Raw genomic sequence first — 17,397 nt, 5'->3', positions numbered from 1 at the left:
AACCCGAACGGGTGGGACGTTTCAGTTCGTGGATCTGTTGAGCGGTTTCGGATCGAAATGATTATCTCCGAAGCCACGGCATATGCGCGGATATGCGGTCGGGCGAACCCGGCCTTACGAAAACGAGCGCCGGCGATCGCTAGGATCTGCGCTTGAACACGCCGAGATTGATGAGCTGAACCCGGCGGTTTACGGATGCGTCTTCCTTGCTCCCCTCGATCGGCAGATGCTCTCCGACACCGACGGCGTAAAGCCGCGACGGATTGACTGCAAACGTGGTCGCGAGGACCTCCTTGATCGCATCGGCGCGTCGGCCACTGAGATCGAGATTATGTGCGTCGCTGCCTGTCGCGCTTGCGTGGCCTACGACAAGAAAATTGTAGTCCCAGAGGTTCGGATGATGCAGCGCATCCGCGATCATTCCGAGCGTTCGGTAGGATGTTGGCTGGATAGCAACTGAATCGTTTTCGAAATTGATCTCGACCACCATCTGCGGAAGCTTTGCTAAACGTCCCCAGTTGGGGAGCGCGGACATTGGCTTGTCGCCGCCATTGATTGCTTCCTGGCGCAGGATCTCGATATCGATTGCCGGGGCTGCGGCGGTAAGCTTGCCTAGGCCCTTGACGATCCGTTCCTGGGAAACTTCCTGAGCGAAAGCTGGCTCCGACACCGCCATCGGCAAGGCCATTATGGAAAGCAGCAGAAGTGCGGCTCTGGAATTCATAGGCTGCATGGCATCATCTCCAACCTGCGTCAGTGATCACCTGGTAGCATTCCGGGCTGACACGCTTTTCCTTCTTAACCAGACAGGCAAGAACGAAGCCGTCGCCTTTGACGCCGGCGCATCGCGCATTCATGTCTCGCTTGCATGTCTGTTCGTAGGAGGACTGGGCCTCTTCACGCTTGCTGATGGATTGGAAAACCTGGGCAAAGGAACCTTTGCAGCCTGCCGAGACCTTGGCGGCATTCTGTTGCAGGCACTCTAGGATCCGCCCGTTGCCGAGATTTAGGCCTTTGCAGAGCTTTTGAATGTCGCCTCCGCAGGTGTCGGCCAGCCTGGTGGTTGCTTCCGCATAGCTGAGCGTCTGCGCCGCAGCGGGCATGCCGAAACCGGCCGCACCAGCCACGATGGTGACGATGAGCATACGTCTGTTCAGCATCTCGCGCTCTCTTTCTGTCGGTGATCAACGCACTTGAAGCGTGGCACGACGAGAGCCGTTCGGGGACGTATTTTACGGTAGTAGACGTGTCATGCCGGCTATCCATGGCGGTCGAGGTAGCGGGCATTGCCTCGATGAGCCTCTACGGCCATCCCGTTCCTATCGAACGAGCTGCTGAGGCTTGAGGTCTTCGTCGAGTGTCGTTTCCGCGGGCGGCCGTTTTGTCTTGGCTGACAACGGCCGCTCGACGATCGTTGCCGGTGCGGCCACGGCGCCCGCGGCAACGGCACCGATATTCGTCACCGTTCCGCCGACCACTGCGGTGATACCCTGACCGAGCGTGACATTGGAATCCGTCAGGGTTTGTCCCATGATCAGGCGTTGCCCTATCAGCTGCACGATCTCGGGGCTCTCAGCGAATTTTCCGTGGTTGAGCCCGTCTTTCGTCTCCACTTTCGTGAGGTCGATTGCGGTGATGCCCGCTTTTTCCAGCCGTGAGCGATAGGGCTCTTCGGCTGGATTGATTGCCCCCAGGCGGGACACGCGTCCGGTTATGAAGCTGGAGGCTGCAAGTGCCTTGTCGTCGCTCGACATGAAGATCGTGAAGCGCGGCCGCGGTTCACCCATTTCTACATATTGCTTTGCGAATACCTGAATATCGATATCGGGTGAGGCAAGGATCACGTTCTTGATTTTCGGATCAACCCGGCCGTCTCTGATTCCCATCTGCCGCAGCGCTTCCATCGCGAGCCATGAGCCCATCGAATGCGCCAGCACGGTTATGTCTTTCACGCTGGGATCGCCGGCAAGCGTTCGCAGCGCCTGTTCCAACCCTGAACGGGAGTAATTCGTGCTTTCCTTGTCGTACAGATACCCAGTGATTTCCGCGCGTGACGGCCAGGTAAACAATATGGGGGTCGCCTGCATGTTGCTGTCGTGGACGATCTGGGCGAGGCGAAAGACGGCATCGCCATAGGTGTTGTTGAAGCCATGGATGAAAACAAGGGCATGGCTGCCGTTGGCTTGTTGCCTGAACCAGGCGCGGCCCTCGGCAACTGTCTCCATCTGCCGGACATTCGTAACGGCAAAGTCCGTCCTGGGGTCGGGAGGCAATTTCTTTGGCCACTGGACACTGCCCTGCTCACGGCCATTGGGAATTGAGACGGTAATCTCGGTCAAATGCGGTTTCGAGCCACGTTCGCCGTCGAACAGTGTTGCTGTCGATCCGGAGGGTTGGCGTGTCGTTGCGACAAGCATATCGACCTTGCCGGCGACTTTTGTGCCGCCAATCGGTGCCGGAACCGGTGCCATTACTCCTTTCGGATGCCCACAACTCGTCAGAAGAACGATCAGGGCTGCCGTGCCATATTTCTGCATGTGTATCCCAGCGAAATACCCTGATACTGAGTGAGGATGCTACCATGCAGGTTCGAAGGTGCCCTGTAGCATCGCGTATCATCTACTGTCGTCGACCTGGCTGATGCAGAGATGAGTGAGATCAGTTGGAGATCGGGTTCGCTGTGAGTGCCAATCCGGCTGCCCGCAAACCAGCGAAAACCTTTTCCTGATCTTCGGGCCTGGCGAGCCGTGCCGTCACTTCCCGTTTTATGTTTGGCATCAAGTTCTGCGCATTCGCATTCAGCCAATCCAGCTCCTGGCGGGCCTGTATCGTCTTTCCCGAGGCGCCAAGTATCGCGGCCAGTACCATTCGATGCATGGGGTTATAGGTCAGGTCTGACATCCGCGACCAGAGCTCCGCGGCCTGAAGGTCTCCCCTCATGAACGCACAAAGCGCCATCCCCACTTCGTAATATCCCGCTGGGCCGGCACCATGACTGACCGCCTTGCTGACAAGATCGCAGCCGGTGTCCCATTTCCCACTCATGGACAACCGCAAGCCATACTCGCCGACGACCTCCGTGTCGTTTGGGTTCAGGGCATAGGATGCTGCGCCCGCTTCCAGGGCGGCAGGGATATCGTTGCTGAAGAAATAGGACAGCATGAGTGCCTGTAGCACACGAGCATTTTGCGAATCGATGGCGAACGCACGGTTGGCGAGTTCAGAGGCCCTTTCTAGCGCATCTTTTGGCGCAACGAGTCCGAGCTTGTAGGCGAAGCGTACCTGGTCAAGATTGGTCAGCGACAGCATCGCGAGCGACGTGGCATCTTCCGGGTATTTCTGTATCAGGGCTGTTAGGCACTGTTGTGATGTCGCTAGGGCGGCTTTTGTCATGATCCTGCGATAACTGTAGTAGGAAAGGGTACAGTCATAAGCCTCCCAGCCTTCGGTCGCCGCCAGATCGGACGAAAAAATGACGCCGAATGGTTGCGCTACGGCCGTTGCAATCTTTTCGGCGACTGCAGTTTCCGCCTCCAGCACGCTCTGGATGCTGAGATCCGTGTCATAGTTGTTTGCCCAGATGACAGCATTGTCCGACTGGCGAACCAATCGTACGCTGGATCGAATTTTGTCCTGGTGTTTTCGCAGGTTACCCTCAAGCAGATATCTCGCATTCGAAGGTCTCCCTTTTTCTGCAGCTGCGTCGATCACCACGATCTCTTTGAATTTCACGAGCTTGGTAATGAGTTCATCGATGGTGCCCCGCGACATCTTCGACAGGTCCCTGTCGTCGGCAGGATAATCGAATAGATCGACGGCAATGGTCGCGCGGCCGTCACCATTAGTCACGAGCGGGTTACGCAAATCGTGGAGGAAGAAAGTGAGCCCGGCTAGCACCGCACCTGCGGTCAGTCCCGCGATGAAGAGGCGGCTCACTATCAGTCGGCTCTCGGACGACGGAAGATCCACCAAGGGGTGCGGGGCCGGAATAGTTACGCTGCTTGGCGTAACTGCGAGCGGACCATCCGGGTTTTCTTCGATAAAACCTCCTCCCCTCTCGAATGTCGGAACATATCCGCCTTTCGGGATCGTGATGATGACCGGCTCTCGCGGTCCCGCCATGAGATAGTAGCGCTCCAGTTCACGGCGAATGCGGCCAGCTTCTATCCGAACTGCAGGATCGCTTTGCGCATCGAAATTGCGCCTTCCGAAGACCACATCCGCGATCGTATATGCTTTGAGATATATTGAACGTCCCGCAAGCGTTTCAGAGACAACGAAGCGGAGAAATTTGCGTGCGCGTTCCGGTAGATTTACTCGCTCGCTGGAAAGTATTCGTTCAAGCTGTGTGTTTATTTCCTCCCCGCAGGGCTCAATAAAAATCGCCTCAGTGGATCTTGTATTTTCCATCGCTCCCCCCTCGTACTTTGAAAGTACAGCGTTCTACTCGCGACGCTTCTACATAAGCACAGTCTTAAATAGATGACAATATGTCAGTTGTCGCACTGCCGCCATGGACCGCGATTGGGGATGTCAGCGCGACGACCTGGAACTGCTGTCCATCTGCTCTTTCGTTCGACAAAGGCGCCAAGCTGCAGGCAGCAGGCGCCTTGAATCTTCGGCCGTCATCAACGGGGCGGACCTATATTGATCAATTGCAGTTCAGTGGCCTGTCAGAACCAATGTCTGCACCGGGAGGAAAAGAGCCTGCATGCGCAGGATCATTGCATGCACAAGACCGACTGCATCGATTGCATGCAGGAAAAACCATTGCACCACGCCGATATTCTCGTCCGCGAGAGCCTCGTGATTATTGGTATAGGCATTTGCGATGCAGCTGCTGCCGGGTGGAATATTGTCCAGGCCGCCTTCGTAAAGAGGCTGCAGGAAAACCGTCAGTGTTCCGGGCTTGCTCAGTTGTTGGACGTCAAGAAGTTGGTCGGTCGGGCGCAGCTGTCCGGCGGCGATCACGTCCTGGACCTCGGTCACGACGAGAGGGATAATGGTGAAAGGCTTGCCGATGCAGGTCGCCTCTGCGATCATACCCTTCTTCATGACTTGCGCTTCGATCTGCCCGAAACCCGCGACAAGATTACCCCGTCCTGCCTCGGCCGGCACGAGAATGCCCGCCGGACGCAGCATCGTGTTGACCACGTCTCCGACGCGGAGGGTAAACTGCTGTACGGTTCCGGTAACGCCGGCGTAGACAACTGTCTTGTCCAGTTCCACCTGTGCCTGGGCTAGAGCTGCTTCGGCGCTTTGCTTTTGCGCCGGCAAAAGGACGTTGATCTGCGTGATGAGAGTTTGCTTCTTTGCCATCGCGGCGCCGAGAGTTCCCTTTCGGGCCTCAATGGTATTCGCAAGCCGCTGAACTTCCCGCCGCGCAACGGCATCCTTTGCCAGCAGTTGGACCTTCATTTCGTATTCGTCGACAGCAACCTGTAAGGAGCCCTGCGCCTCCTGTATCTGTGAATCTGCCGTCGCCAGTTCCGTTTGCGCCACATGCGCTTGGGCATCGATCTCCGCGACTTGTCGTCGAGCGGTTTCGACTTCGGCTTTCTGTTTTGAATCATCCAGCCGGAAAAGAGGTGCTCCAGCGGTAACCTTTTCGTTGATCCCGACATAGATCTCGTCAACACGGCCGACCGTTTCAGGCAGAATGGTCACTGTGCGAAAAACAGCGGTTACGCTTTTGGTCGAGGGATGGAAATAGAAGATCAGCGTGATCAGCGAGATGGTGAGCAACAGGCAAGCCGAGATACCCCAGCGAAGTTCATACCACATGGTGTAAAGCGTAATTTCGCGACCGATCCGCTTATTCTGCGCAAAGCGCCTATAAAGGTAGTCCGGGAAAATCGTCAGGAGGGAGCAGAGCATCAGTTCCAGCATTGTCAAACTCCCTCGCTACCAGGTATGTTTTTCAAATTGGCGTCGTCTGGAGGTGGTGTAATTTCCTCTTCGGGTCTCTCGTCAAGCTCCATGCGGACATCGCGACCGGAGAGCTTTCCGAGCGATTCCGCGATTGAGTAGAGCGGCGTGGAAAAGTCCGGGATCTGGATGAAGGCGAGCAGCAGGCCAGCGATCCAGAAGAGATGATTGTGCGTGAAAAGCGAAATCAGGGCGAGAACCGCGACAACCTCCATCTGCACCTTGCTGGTGCGATGTGCCAGTCGTTCAGGCACGGCGTGAAGCTGGAAGTAGAGGTTGCCGATGATTAGAATGGCCACGATCAGGAAGATGACAACGGCGACGAAGAGATAGTCAGTCTGGCCTGGCTCGGTAATGAAGGCTGGCAGGTGATCGATCGCCGCCGGATGAATGTCTTGCGCCATTGCGATTTCCTTTAGCATAATAAGTCATAATCAAAACCGGACTGCCGAAGGTGCTTGATCTGCCGTCTTTCGCAACGTCGACCAGCCTTAGGACTCCCGCGAATAGGCGTCGGCACAAGCGACCTTGGGGTTCATAACGACGATACGCGCCTAGTGGGGTTTCACGCTCGTAACATCGTGTAATTTACGGCGGATTTGCTTCTGGTTCTCCGGCATTTTCCCTGCCGCTGTTAGGGGAAGTAGGAGAATTGAATGACTGGTGGATCCGTATCGGTTTCGTTGTGGATAACCGAAATACATCGCGAGGCCGATAAGGACGCTGCGACCTCGCCAGATGCACTTGAACGCTTGAGGGTATCTTGCCGCCTCAGCCATTTTTCGTCCTGCAGAACGCGTCAAGGGCGAAAAGTAGGATCGCGTAAACTACGCCCCAGCGCCGATTTGGCGGTTTATATGTGCCTTGGGCTGCCGCAACGTCCGTTGCTGCCGAACTGCGTCGAGACATAGAGATCTATCCTCTGTGTCCCATCCATTGTGACGCGAACGCGACCTCTTCAGCCCGCAAGATCTTTCATTGAACAGGATGAGGTTGACGGGTGATGAAATCGAAGAGCTTCACGTTGGTCGCCGGGTTGTCCGCGCTGACACTTGTCTCGTCATATCCCGGCCCGCCCGCCTTTTCCCAGGCGCCGGTGCCCCAGCCTAATCCGGCCGCGACATCCGTTCAGGCGCCTGCGCAAACTCCCTTGTTGTCGGAGGACCAGCTCGAAATTCTGGTGGCGCGGATAGCACTCTATCCGGACGAACTGGTTGCTGCGATTTCCGCCGCTTCACTCCTCCCGTTGCAGATCGTCGAGGCTGATCGGTTCCTGCAGGCCAAGCAGAAGAACAAGGACTTGAAGCCGAATGAAGGGTGGGATGGAAGCGTTATCTCGCTTCTCAACTACCCCGACGTCGTCAAGATGATGAGCGATGATCTTGCCTGGACACAAGCACTTGGAAGTGCGCTGACCTATCAGCAAAAGGACGTGCTTGTGGCCATCCAGCAGCTTCGAGACGAAGCAATGGCCAAGGACCTGATCAAGACGGATGAAAAGATCACCGTCGTCGTCGAAAATGAAAACGTCATCATTCGCCCCACGGATCCGGAAAAGGTCTATATCCCGCAATATCCGCCGCAGATGCTCTATGAGCCGGGTTATGCCGCCCAGCCGGTTTATTATTCCGATAGTTATTACGACAACTACTATTATCCCGGCGCCGCATTTTTCGCTGGGGCGGTCACGGGGATTGCTTGGGCGGCCATCGTCAACTGGGACGACTGGGGCGTCTGGGGCGGAAGATGGAACGGCGGCGATGTCGATATCGACTGCAATAACTGCTTCAACGACCGGAATTTCAACGGCAAACTGAAATGGAACGATGTCGACTGGAGCAAGGTAGATCGCAGCAAGCTGAATATTGGCAAGGACCAGTTCGCGAACCTCGATCGTTCCGCGATAAAATCCGGTCTGGTTTCGGACAATCGTAATTCCCTCAAAAATCAGGTCCGTGATCGCAAGGCTAGCGACGGAATTGCAAACAGGCAAAACCTGTCCCGCCCCGACGACGTTCGCCGGAAGACTGCTGAGGGGCTGAAACAGGGAACCAGATCCGCAACCAACAGGGCTGCCGAAAATCGGCCCGCAGCAAACCGTAGCAATCAGGCGGCCAATCGGCCGGCCGCGGAGCAGCGTCGCAGTTCGCAGTCCGCTCCGAAGGCCAAGAAAGCGAACAAGCCGAAAATGGCCGCTCGGCCGGACAACCGCGCACGGCAACCGAATGCGCTCGGCAATGTCCAGTCGGGACGGCGGGAATCCGTTGCCTCTCAGCGTGGAGGACACAGCATGGGCGGAGGACAGCGTGGCGCCCCCCGCGCGGCACCTCGCGGCGGCGGACGCCCCATGCATCACGGTGGTGGTCGCGGCGGCCGCGGCGGCGGTGGTGGACGCAGATAAACGTTCCTAACAGTGTTTGGAGACAGATCATGAGGCAGAAGATTAGTTTATTGGCTGGCCTGACTGTCATGGCCGCTGCAGTGGCCATCGCGACACCGTCAGAGGCCGCGCAGAAGACAAACCTTCAGGAATTCAAAGGCGAGATACCACCATCCTTCGTGGAGCCCTCAGCCGCGATGGACGAATTCGGCAAGGTGCTGAAGGCGCAGGATGTCGACGGCTTGGCAAAGCTGCTTGGGCTCAATGCCAGCAAGCTACGTGACAGCAGCGAGGCCATGACGAGCCTCGATCTGATCCGCGAGGGGGCAGCGAGACAGTTGCGCCTTCAGGACGTGAGGGGATTCAAGGTCGTTGCCGTCGGAGATATCCTGTGGCCTTTGCCCTTTCCGCTCTCCAAGCAGGCCAACGGGCAATGGTCGTTCGACACGGAGATAGGGCTGGAAGAGATCGTCAACCGACGGATTGGCGAGAATGAACTCGTCACGATCGATACCATGCGTGATTATGTCGACGCCCAATACGAATATGCCCGGATAGACGAAGACGGGGATCAGATTGTCGAGTTCGCTCAACGGCTGATCAGCTCGCCCGGCAAACGCGATGGACTATATTGGCAAGCCAACGACGATGAAGAGGAAAGCCCGGCAGGGCCGATGCTCGAATCTGCAGCCTTCAGCAAGGCCAAGCAGGGTGAAGGGTATTACGGTTACCGATACCGTATTCTGACGGGGCAGGGGCCGAATGTGCTTGGCGGCGAGTACAGCTATATCGTGAATGGTAACATGACGAACGGTTTTGCACTGATTGCTTGGCCGGTTACCTATGGCGTCACGGGCGTCCAAACCTTCATCGTCAACTACTCTGGGGTCGTATACGAGAAGGACCTGGGAGACGAAACGCAAGAACGTGCGTCGCAAATCCGGTTGTTCAATCCGGGTGACGATTGGGATATCACGATGGACTAGCCTCTGGTGGATGCGGTTCCGTAAGACTTGAAACAAAAGCGACAGCGCGGGATCACGCGCTGTCGCGTTCTGCGCAATGGGTAGCTTCCGAGATAGACTTACCGCTATCGTGCTCCATGCGTTGCCCGACCCGAAGCGGGTCGCTGAGATATTTTCAGGCTTTTGATTGCGACATTGGAACTATCTGGTGCCTCGTCGAATTTTGTCGGAGAGGTTGAACCAAGGCAATCGGGATGCAGTCTTCCAATGCCCGCAGCGGGCGCAACAAACTCATGTTGAAATTGCCTGCACTGCGAGATCAGCTCCGCAGTCATGTCAGCGACACGATTGCCGATCTTTTCGAATCCTACGACCTCGCGACAATCGCGCTGGATCGTCTACGATTGGAGCGGCCAACCGACGTGAACCGCGTTCATGAATACGAAGACCTCTGCCGTGAAATCGAACGCGAAGTTTCTCGCTATTGCTCTGAGATGAGTTGAGCATGCTGGGTGCGTGTTGATTTCAGCTTCCGGGTGAATTCTCCGACCCGATCTCCTCGGCTGATTTTTTGAGAGAGGTGGATGGTTGTGAAACGGGCGGCTGCGGCCATGCCCAGGCGACGATCAGATCATAAAATACGCCCAGAACGATCGGACCGATGAAAAGTCCCACGAGTCCGTGGGTCAGCGTGCCACCAATAACCCCGACCAGAATGACAGGCATGGGCGTCGAAAGTCCTCTGGAAATCAATATAGGTTTCAAAATATTGTCCACCAGCATGACCGGCACGATAATTGCCGTGAACAGAGCGGAGACGTTGAACGGCCAAGAAAACCAAATCCAGACAAGAAGCGGTAACAGGATGAGGGCTGGCCCAATCTGTATCAGGCACAAAATGAATACGCCGTAGGTTAAAGCCCCTCGCACCGGCACACCAAAGGCCATGAAGATCAATCCGCATAAGATGGCCTGGAGCAGTGCGACGCCAATCACGCCGCGCGAAACGTTCCTAACCGTCGTGCCTGCCAGTTTCGCGAATCCTACACCTCTTTCGCCAGCGATGCGGCTTGCCAAGATCTGAATGCCGGAGGCGAGGCGAGGCGCCATGGTCAGGAAAACACCACACAGAATTATCGAAACGATGAAGCTGAGGATCCCACCGCCGATTGATAGAACCCTGCCCAGAATGACCCCACCCGCCTCACGCAACGGCTGCTTGAACGACAGTATCGCTGCGGCCACGTTGGTGGCAGCCTCATTCCAGGCAGAGTAGAGTTTTGTTCCGACGATCGGAACCTCATTCAGTCGCTCTGGCGCCTTCGGTATGTGGAAGCCGACGGCATCCGAAAAAAATGTCTGCAGGGTATCGACAAAGTTCACCGCAGCGAGCGCCAGAGGGCTGATGATCACGATAAGACATGCGGCGACGAGAGTGGATGCCGACAGGAACTGCCTTCCCCCGAGGAGCTTGGTCAAAAGGTTGAACAACGGATAGAGCGCCACTGTCATTATCGCCGCCCATATAATGATCAGGGCGAAGGGCGCGATCAGTTGCGCCGACCAATAGGTGAAGGCCGCAATGACCCCGATCCGGACGATATCGCTTACGCGCGCCTCGATCGAGATATGGCTTGCCGCGACGGGATGCGGCTCCTGCTTATCGGCTGGGGCAGCGGCGTTCATGATCTGGCCTCGCTGGCTGACGAACGGGCTCAATTACTGTGGCGTGCTGATCGGCTGATGTCAGGCACGATATGTCGAGGACTTTGATCTTCGATATAGTCGTTCGGCCGCTTCTGGCGTTTGCCGAGATCAGGGATCTTGAACGCTATTCTCTCATAGGGAATGGATGAGAGAATGTGGGCGATGCAGTTCACGCGGGCACGCTTCTTGTCGTCTGAGGGGACGATCCACCAAGGCGCGTGCTCGGTGTCGGTCATGCGTAGCATTTCGTCATAGGCCTGAGTGTAGTCCCACCAGCGCCGGTAGGATTCGACATCCATCGGGCTCAGTTTCCACTGCCGCAGCGGATCTTCGATACGCTTCTTGAAACGGCGTTCCTGCTCTTCCTCGCTGACGATGAGAAAATACTTCAGGAGCAGAACGCCGCTTTCGACGATTGCGGCTTCGAAACGTGGTGCGAGCTCTAGGAAACGGCGCGCCTTCTTCTCGCTGCAAAAGCCCATGATCCTGTCAACGCCGGGCCGATTATACCAGCTGCGGTCGAAGATCACGATCTCACCGGCGGCAGGAAGATGCGCAATATAGCGTTGCATATAGATCTGAGACTTCTCACGCTCTGTCGGAGCCGGAAGCGCGACAACCCGAAACACTCTGGGGCTGACCTTCTCAAGGATACGTTTGATGACGCCGCCTTTGCCGGCCGCATCGCGTCCTTCGAATATGATGACGACCCGCATGCCGGAATCCTTGACCCATGCCTGAAGGTGAGCAAGTTCCACCTGGAGCCTCTTGAGCTCCTTGTCGTAGTTCCACAACTTCTTTTCCTTTTTTCCGATCTCGTGATCCGCGTCATGCAACTGGTTCATCCTAGCCTCCTGTACTGCCTGAATATGCCGGGCCATGATGAGGCCGAGCCGTGATCGGAAAACGCAGTCCAGACGGCAAAACCATTGACGGTGTTGAGAGTGGGCCTCAGGAAGAAATGAACAACACGGCCAAAAAATAGCGGTATGCTGTCGCGTCGATTGCGAGCCTTCGGTTAATCTAGTGCGGCCCGTTTCGCGTGGCTCGTAACTTCCCGTAATCTCTGTGTTACGGCGTGTCGCGGCGAGCTAACGGTCGTGAGTTCGACGATCGCATGCCTTCGATCGCATCGGATCCGGCGATGCAATGACGCGATGGCTGTCGGACAGGTCAGGCGGCCGAGGAGAGGTCTCCCGTCGGAGGCTTGGTAATTTCGAGTATAATACGTCACGCTTTCCCGAACCGCGCTACGATAATCAATCTGTCGCAATCGAAGCCTTCGTGGGGGTGTGATGGGATCCAGCTCAGATAAGGCACCACATTCGCGGGGACTTGCCGCAGCTCGCGAGCGATTTCCGGATTTGCTGAGACAGATAGATAACCTGTTCGAACTCGATGAAGAGTTCAGGGTTCTTTGCGAGGACCTTGCGGATGTCAAAACCGCTCTGAACGAATGTCGGCATCTGCCTGCCGATATCAGAGATGCAAGGCGGCTCGAGTATGAAGAGCTTATCGACAGCCTTGCCAAGGAAATCGAACAGGCCCTATCACGAGCCAATGTCATCCTGTTGCGGCCGCCGCGCCACTAGCCCCATGCACACTTTGCGGACAGGCTCTCTGGCTCGGGGCGCACGCTTGTAACCAGTGTCAGCCGCCGCGGTATAATACCGTATTCTACTTCGCGAACACTCTCCGGTGAGCGACCCTGAACTCGGCGCTCCACCCACAAGCGGTTTGGAGCAAAGGAGAGCCGTCCGGGTGCATTCAGAGGGAAACGACCTCCCATGCCCCTGTGATCAACCGAGAGAGGGACCGATGGTTGACTGGTTCGTAAACACGCTCCGCACCTATCCTGAAATTGCGATCTTCCTGTCGCTGGGCCTTGGCTATTACTTCGGCTCATTCACCTATAAAGGGCTGGGTCTGGGTGCCGTCACTGCAACGCTGATTGCCGCGGTTCTTATCGGCCAGCTCGGCATCACCATTTCCCCGCCATTGAAGTCGACATTCTTCCTGATGTTCCTTTTCGCGATCGGGTATGGGGTTGGCCCCCAGTTCGTGAGAGGGATCGCGAAGGACGGAATTCCGCAGGCAATCTTTGCCGCCGTGGTCTGCCTCTTCTGCCTGGGGGCTGCCTATTTCGGCGCACTCATCGCCGGTTATGACATTGGCTCCGCCGCCGGGCTCTATGCAGGTTCCCAGACGATTTCGGCCTCGATGGGGTTGGCGACGGATGCCATCAACCGTCTTGGCCTTCCGCCTGAACAGAGCAAGGCGATGCTGGATGCAATGCCTGTCGCCTATGCTGTCACCTATATTTTCGGGACGGTGGGCTCTGCCATTGTCCTTGCGCTGATCGGGCCATCCCTACTGGGCATAGACCTGGAAGCGGAATGCAAGCGTTACGAACTCGAGCATGGCGGCAAGAAGGCTCTGGGTGGTGCAGGGACTGCATGGCATCATTACGAGCTGCGCGCCTACCGGGTGAAGGAGGGGGGACGAGCCGCGGGCCTGACCGTACTCGAGGCAGAACGTATGCTTCCGTCCGAACGCGTATTCATCGAACGCATCAGGCGCGACGGAAAGGTGCAGGACGCAACCGTCGATACTATAATCGCCGCCGGCGACATTCTCGCCGTGGCAGGTCGACGGGAAATCCTCGTTGATCTCATCGGCAGCGTGGCGGAGGAGATAAACGACCAGGAACTGCTCGCAGTCCCGGCCGGCGGCGTCGACGTCTTCGTCACCAACAAGGCGGTGGACGGTAAGACGCTCGCCGAGCTCGCATCCATGCCGCTCGCCCGCGGCGTCTTTCTGCGCAAGATTGTTCGCGGTGCTACCGCAACCGAAATTCCTATCCTGCCGAACACCCAGGTGCAGCGCGGCGATATTCTGACGATTGTCGGGCGCACACAGGATACCGCTGCGGCAACAAAGGCTCTTGGCCGGCCGGACGCACAGACGGACATTGCCGACGTGGCTTTCATCGGCGCCGCTATCGCAATCGGCGCTTTGATCGGGGCGATGACCTACAAGGTTGGCAGCGTCCCCTTGACGCTTTCGACATCCGGCGGGGCATTGATTTCTGGCCTTTTCTTCGGATGGCTTCGGTCGGTCCGTCCGACATTCGGGCGCATACCTTCACCCACTGTCTGGTTCATGAATTCCGTTGGTCTCAACGTTTTCATCGCCGTGGTCGGCATTTCGTCGGGACCGGGCTTCGTCGCCGGTCTGCAGCAACTCGGGTTCAGCCTGTTCCTCTGGGGTGTGATGGTGACGACGGTGCCGCTGATCCTTGCCATGTATGTCGGCAAATACGTTTTCCGCTTTCATCCGGCAATCCTGCTGGGATGCTGCTCCGGCGCGCGCACCACGACGGCCTCCCTCGGGATGATCAATGACCGGGCAAAAAGCCAAATTCCGGGCTTGGGCTATACCGTGACATATGCCGTCGGAAACACGCTGCTGACCATCTGGGGCATGGTTCTGGTCCTGCTTCTAGCCTGAAGCAGACAGCAGGCTGGAGGTGACCGATCTCGTCACTTTCGGCGCCGCGCAAGTCTTTGCATCTGCAGTTTTCTTTCATCGCCAGCGGCTGGAAGCGCGGCACGGCTCGACCGGTGCCGCCAACCATAATCGGGAAACAACGGGAGCGTGAAATGTCAAATCGAAACGTACAGATCGACCAGTTCCTCCTCCTCCATTCAGCGCGTGCAGACAAATGGCGCGAACTGACGACAATGGCCGATGCCTGGGCAAAACAGCAGGGTGACAGGTTGAAACTGGAAGCAATCTTGAGCGCCCTGGAAGCCATGGAGGAATATCACGCCTATCCCGGGCCTCAGCTTCTTGCGGCGCTGCGGGAAAGTATTGCGGCGAATGATGCCGGCGGTGCTGCACGATTGGCCCGGCGGATCTCCAACGGACTGCTCACAGATGCATATCGCAGCCGGTCGGCGGAATGGGACGTTCACGACGAGATATCGGCGTCGGAGGTTCCCGACATCCTGCCGCCCTCGGCGAATGAAGCCAGTGAACGGCGTCCCTATTTCGAGGTCCTGTTCGTCAACAGTCAGCCGGCTGCCAGATGGCCGGCCTTTGCACGTGAAATACGCCGGCTGCGGCGGCGCGAGGATGCCTTCATCTACGAGCCCGTGATGGTGGGCTCCTTTGAAGATGCCATCTGCGCGACGATCCTCAACCCCAACATCGTTGCAGTCGTTCTCGCGGAAGGTTTTCCCTATCGCTCGCGTCACGATGCGCCGATCCTGCGTTCCGTACTTGATCCGCTCGGCGAGGTGGAGAGTGCAGACGCTTCTGCCCTTCGTCTCTCCAGTGCCCTGCGGAGGCTTCGCCCGGAACTCGACGTCTATCTGCTTTCCGATCGCGAGGTGGAGAAGATCGCGGGCGACCCCAACGCGAAGGGCGTGCGACGCGTCTTTTACGCGGTCGAAGAGATGCTCGAATTGCACCTTGCCGTGTTGGAAGGTGTTTATGCACGCTACGAGACGCCATTCTTCGACAACCTCAAGAAATATGCCCGCCGGCCGATCGGCACATTTCATGCTTTACCGATCGCCAGAGGAAAGTCGGTCTTCAAGTCGGACTGGATCCGCGATTTCGGCGAATTCTACGGCCTGAACCTGTTTCTGGCCGAGAGCAGTGCCACGACCGGCGGACTGGATAGCCTTCTGGAACCAACGGGCAATATCAAACGATCTCAGGAAATGGCGGCAAGGGCGTTTGGCGCTGACCACGTCTTCTTCGTCACCAACGGCACGTCAACCTCCAACAAGATGGCTGTGCAGGCGCTGCTGGCTCCGGGCGATATCGCCGTCGTCGACCGCAACTGCCATAAGTCGCATCATTACGGAATGGTTCTGTCGGGCGCGCAGCCCTATTATGTCGAAGCCTTTCCTATGACGGAATATTCGATGTACGGGGCCGTGCCGCTTGCAACGATCAAGCGGGCGCTGCTGACCTTGAAGGCCGAGGGACGGCTCGATCGGCTTAAGCTTCTGGATCTGACCAACTGCACGTTCGACGGCCATATGTACAATGTGCGGCGGGTGATGGAGGAATGCCTTGCGATCAAGCCGGATCTGATTTTCCTGTGGGACGAAGCCTGGTCGGGTTTCGCTCGCTTCTCGCCCTTCCTGCGCCCAAGAACAGCGATGGGTGCCGCGGAGGAAATCGAAGACTGGCTGCGTGATCCGGCGTCTTTGAAAGCATTCGAGGCGCAGAAAGCGCAACTTGGCGAAAATCCAGGCGATGATGCCCTGCTTGCGGCGCGGCTCATTCCCGATCCGCGTCTTGTCCGGTTGCGTGTCTACCAGACAAATTCGACCCATAAGTCGATGTCGGCTATTCGGCAGGGGTCGATGCTTCTCGTCAAAGACGTCGACTTCCATACCGTCGCGGCGCAATTCCGCGAGGCCGTGTTTACCCACGCATCGACGAGCCCCAATCAGCAACTGATCGCAAGCCTTGACGTTGCTCGCCGGCAGATGGAGCTGGAAGGCTACGGGCTGGTGATGAACGCGATCGAGATTGCGCTCAAGATCCGGCGTAGCGTCAACGAGCACAAGCTGATCTCGAAATATTTCAAGGCGCTCGATGCCGATGATATGATCCCCAAATCCTATCGTCAGTCGGGGTTTGAGGGATACATCCGCGAGGGCACCACCTGGGCGGATGCCGCCAAGGCGATGCACGAAGACGAGTTCTATCTCGACCCGACGCGTATTACGCTTGTTTGCGGCACGGCCGGCTTCGACGGCACGCAATTCAAGGGCCTGTTGGCCGAGAAATACGGCATCCAGCTCAACAAGACGTCCCGCAACAGCGTGCTGCTGCAATCCAACATCAACAACACCCGCAGCGATGTCGCGCATCTGATCAGGGTTTTGGTTGAGATATGCCAGTCCATCGAGGAGCGCCTCTCCGATGGCGGGGAAGGCGAGCGCACTGCCTTTGCTGCACGCGTGAAATCGCTCATGACGGACGTACCGGATCTGCCCAACTTCAGCCACTTCCACGAGGCTTTTCGTCACGATGCAGGCCGCGACACGCCGGAGGGCGATATCCGGACAGCATTCTTCAAGGCCTATGATGCGTCGGTATGCGAATATGTGCCTCTGTTCGGTGCCGAATGCGACAAGCGCCTCAAGGACGGGCCGGAAATGGTCTCTGCCAATTTCGTTATTCCCTATCCGCCCGGCTTTCCGATCATGGTTCCGGGCCAGGTCCTGACTCAGGAGACGATCGACTTCATGCGTAAACTGGACGTGAAGGAAATTCACGGTTTCGAAAAGGCGAGGGGGCTGAAGCTTATCCGTTCAGACGCGATTGCGGTGGCTGAACGACCACGAAAGAGCAAGGACGACAAGCGATCGCATTGAGAATGGTGCCGGA

Annotated in this window: 15 protein-coding genes; 7 read left to right on the top strand and 8 right to left on the bottom strand. The window is 57.1% G+C overall.

The genetic code is table 11. The features are described from left to right. Positions 1 to 139: 139 nt before the first annotated feature. From GGE33_RS21790 to GGE33_RS21765, 6 genes are all read right to left on the bottom strand, one after another. Positions 140 to 733, bottom strand: a complete 594-nt coding sequence (locus GGE33_RS21790) for an OmpA family protein (protein ID WP_183827898.1) — start codon at positions 731 to 733, stop codon at positions 140 to 142. 4 nt (positions 734 to 737) lie between these two features. Then, positions 738 to 1,160: a cysteine rich repeat-containing protein gene (locus tag GGE33_RS21785; RefSeq protein WP_183827895.1), complete on the bottom strand. Its 423-nt coding sequence runs from the start codon at positions 1,158 to 1,160 to the stop codon at positions 738 to 740. Between the two features lie 159 nt (positions 1,161 to 1,319). Beyond that, positions 1,320 to 2,537, bottom strand: coding sequence for an alpha/beta hydrolase (locus GGE33_RS21780; protein WP_183827892.1), 1,218 nt, complete (start codon positions 2,535 to 2,537; stop codon positions 1,320 to 1,322). Positions 2,538 to 2,658: 121 nt separating this feature from the next. After that, positions 2,659 to 4,410 (bottom strand): hypothetical protein, encoded by a 1,752-nt coding sequence (locus GGE33_RS21775; protein WP_183827890.1) that lies wholly within the window; start codon positions 4,408 to 4,410, stop codon positions 2,659 to 2,661. Between the two features lie 252 nt (positions 4,411 to 4,662). Beyond that, a complete protein-coding gene (locus tag GGE33_RS21770; RefSeq protein WP_183827887.1) occupies positions 4,663 to 5,889 on the bottom strand; it encodes an HlyD family secretion protein in 1,227 nt (408 codons plus the stop codon). Between the two features lie 2 nt (positions 5,890 to 5,891). Then, positions 5,892 to 6,332, bottom strand: a complete 441-nt coding sequence (locus GGE33_RS21765) for a hypothetical protein (RefSeq protein WP_246436351.1) — start codon at positions 6,330 to 6,332, stop codon at positions 5,892 to 5,894. A 599-nt stretch (positions 6,333 to 6,931) separates the two neighbouring features. On the opposite strand from GGE33_RS21765, the gene GGE33_RS21760 reads away from it, so the two are divergent. The 3 genes from GGE33_RS21760 (at position 6,932) to GGE33_RS21750 (ending at position 9,776) form a co-directional block, all read left to right on the top strand. Then, positions 6,932 to 8,329 carry a DUF3300 domain-containing protein gene (locus GGE33_RS21760; protein WP_183827884.1) on the top strand — a complete coding sequence of 466 codons (1,398 nt, stop codon included), beginning with the start codon at positions 6,932 to 6,934 and terminating at the stop codon, positions 8,327 to 8,329. A gap of 29 nt (positions 8,330 to 8,358) precedes the next feature. Beyond that, positions 8,359 to 9,294 carry a DUF2950 domain-containing protein gene (locus GGE33_RS21755; protein WP_183827881.1) on the top strand — a complete coding sequence of 312 codons (936 nt, stop codon included), beginning with the start codon at positions 8,359 to 8,361 and terminating at the stop codon, positions 9,292 to 9,294. 233 nt (positions 9,295 to 9,527) lie between these two features. After that, complete coding sequence (locus tag GGE33_RS21750) at positions 9,528 to 9,776, top strand: hypothetical protein (protein WP_183827878.1); 249 nt, start codon at positions 9,528 to 9,530, stop codon at positions 9,774 to 9,776. Between the two features lie 22 nt (positions 9,777 to 9,798). Here the strand turns inward: GGE33_RS21750 and GGE33_RS21745 are convergent, their stop codons facing one another. Both GGE33_RS21745 and ppk2 read right to left on the bottom strand, forming a co-directional pair. Continuing rightward, a complete protein-coding gene (locus GGE33_RS21745; RefSeq protein ID WP_183827875.1) occupies positions 9,799 to 10,959 on the bottom strand; it encodes an AI-2E family transporter in 1,161 nt (386 codons plus the stop codon). 29 nt (positions 10,960 to 10,988) lie between these two features. Then, positions 10,989 to 11,825: a polyphosphate kinase 2 gene (gene ppk2 / locus GGE33_RS21740; protein ID WP_183827872.1), complete on the bottom strand. Its 837-nt coding sequence runs from the start codon at positions 11,823 to 11,825 to the stop codon at positions 10,989 to 10,991. A 450-nt stretch (positions 11,826 to 12,275) separates the two neighbouring features. On the opposite strand from ppk2, the gene GGE33_RS21735 reads away from it, so the two are divergent. The 4 genes from GGE33_RS21735 to GGE33_RS21725 all read left to right on the top strand — a co-directional run bounded on the left by GGE33_RS21735 (position 12,276) and on the right by GGE33_RS21725 (position 17,384). Beyond that, entirely contained in the window at positions 12,276 to 12,572 is a 297-nt protein-coding gene (locus tag GGE33_RS21735; protein ID WP_148144265.1) for a hypothetical protein, read from the top strand. Positions 12,573 to 12,798: 226 nt separating this feature from the next. After that, positions 12,799 to 14,490, top strand: a complete 1,692-nt coding sequence (aspT, locus tag GGE33_RS21730) for an aspartate-alanine antiporter (protein WP_183827868.1) — start codon at positions 12,799 to 12,801, stop codon at positions 14,488 to 14,490. Positions 14,491 to 14,509: 19 nt separating this feature from the next. After that, positions 14,510 to 14,641, top strand: a complete 132-nt coding sequence (locus tag GGE33_RS27750) for a hypothetical protein (RefSeq protein WP_281388862.1) — start codon at positions 14,510 to 14,512, stop codon at positions 14,639 to 14,641. A gap of 1 nt (position 14,642) precedes the next feature. After that, a complete protein-coding gene (locus GGE33_RS21725) occupies positions 14,643 to 17,384 on the top strand; it encodes an aminotransferase class I/II-fold pyridoxal phosphate-dependent enzyme (protein ID WP_183827865.1) in 2,742 nt (913 codons plus the stop codon). Positions 17,385 to 17,397 lie beyond the last annotated feature (13 nt).

The organism is Aliirhizobium cellulosilyticum (assembly GCF_014198105.1).
GTDB classification, from domain to species: Bacteria; Pseudomonadota; Alphaproteobacteria; order Rhizobiales; family Rhizobiaceae; genus Neorhizobium; species Neorhizobium cellulosilyticum.
The sequence above is the reverse complement of the archived record's forward strand: the minus strand, read 5'-3'. Positions and strand labels throughout refer to the sequence as shown.

Coding starts and splice junctions, on each gene's coding strand:
- GGE33_RS21750 (WP_183827878.1), top strand. CDS start 9,528: ATGCAGTCTTCCAATGCCCGCAGCGGGCGCAACAAACTCATGTTGAAA.
- GGE33_RS21725 (WP_183827865.1), top strand. CDS start 14,643: ATGTCAAATCGAAACGTACAGATCGACCAGTTCCTCCTCCTCCATTCA.
- GGE33_RS21765 (WP_246436351.1), bottom strand. CDS start 6,332: ATGGCGCAAGACATTCATCCGGCGGCGATCGATCACCTGCCAGCCTTC.
- GGE33_RS21745 (WP_183827875.1), bottom strand. CDS start 10,959: ATGAACGCCGCTGCCCCAGCCGATAAGCAGGAGCCGCATCCCGTCGCG.
- GGE33_RS21785 (WP_183827895.1), bottom strand. CDS start 1,160: ATGCTGAACAGACGTATGCTCATCGTCACCATCGTGGCTGGTGCGGCC.
- ppk2 (WP_183827872.1), bottom strand. CDS start 11,825: ATGAACCAGTTGCATGACGCGGATCACGAGATCGGAAAAAAGGAAAAG.
- GGE33_RS21735 (WP_148144265.1), top strand. CDS start 12,276: ATGGGATCCAGCTCAGATAAGGCACCACATTCGCGGGGACTTGCCGCA.
- GGE33_RS21780 (WP_183827892.1), bottom strand. CDS start 2,537: ATGCAGAAATATGGCACGGCAGCCCTGATCGTTCTTCTGACGAGTTGT.
- GGE33_RS21775 (WP_183827890.1), bottom strand. CDS start 4,410: ATGGAAAATACAAGATCCACTGAGGCGATTTTTATTGAGCCCTGCGGG.
- aspT (WP_183827868.1), top strand. CDS start 12,799: ATGGTTGACTGGTTCGTAAACACGCTCCGCACCTATCCTGAAATTGCG.
- GGE33_RS21760 (WP_183827884.1), top strand. CDS start 6,932: ATGAAATCGAAGAGCTTCACGTTGGTCGCCGGGTTGTCCGCGCTGACA.
- GGE33_RS21755 (WP_183827881.1), top strand. CDS start 8,359: ATGAGGCAGAAGATTAGTTTATTGGCTGGCCTGACTGTCATGGCCGCT.
- GGE33_RS21790 (WP_183827898.1), bottom strand. CDS start 733: ATGCAGCCTATGAATTCCAGAGCCGCACTTCTGCTGCTTTCCATAATG.
- GGE33_RS21770 (WP_183827887.1), bottom strand. CDS start 5,889: ATGCTGGAACTGATGCTCTGCTCCCTCCTGACGATTTTCCCGGACTAC.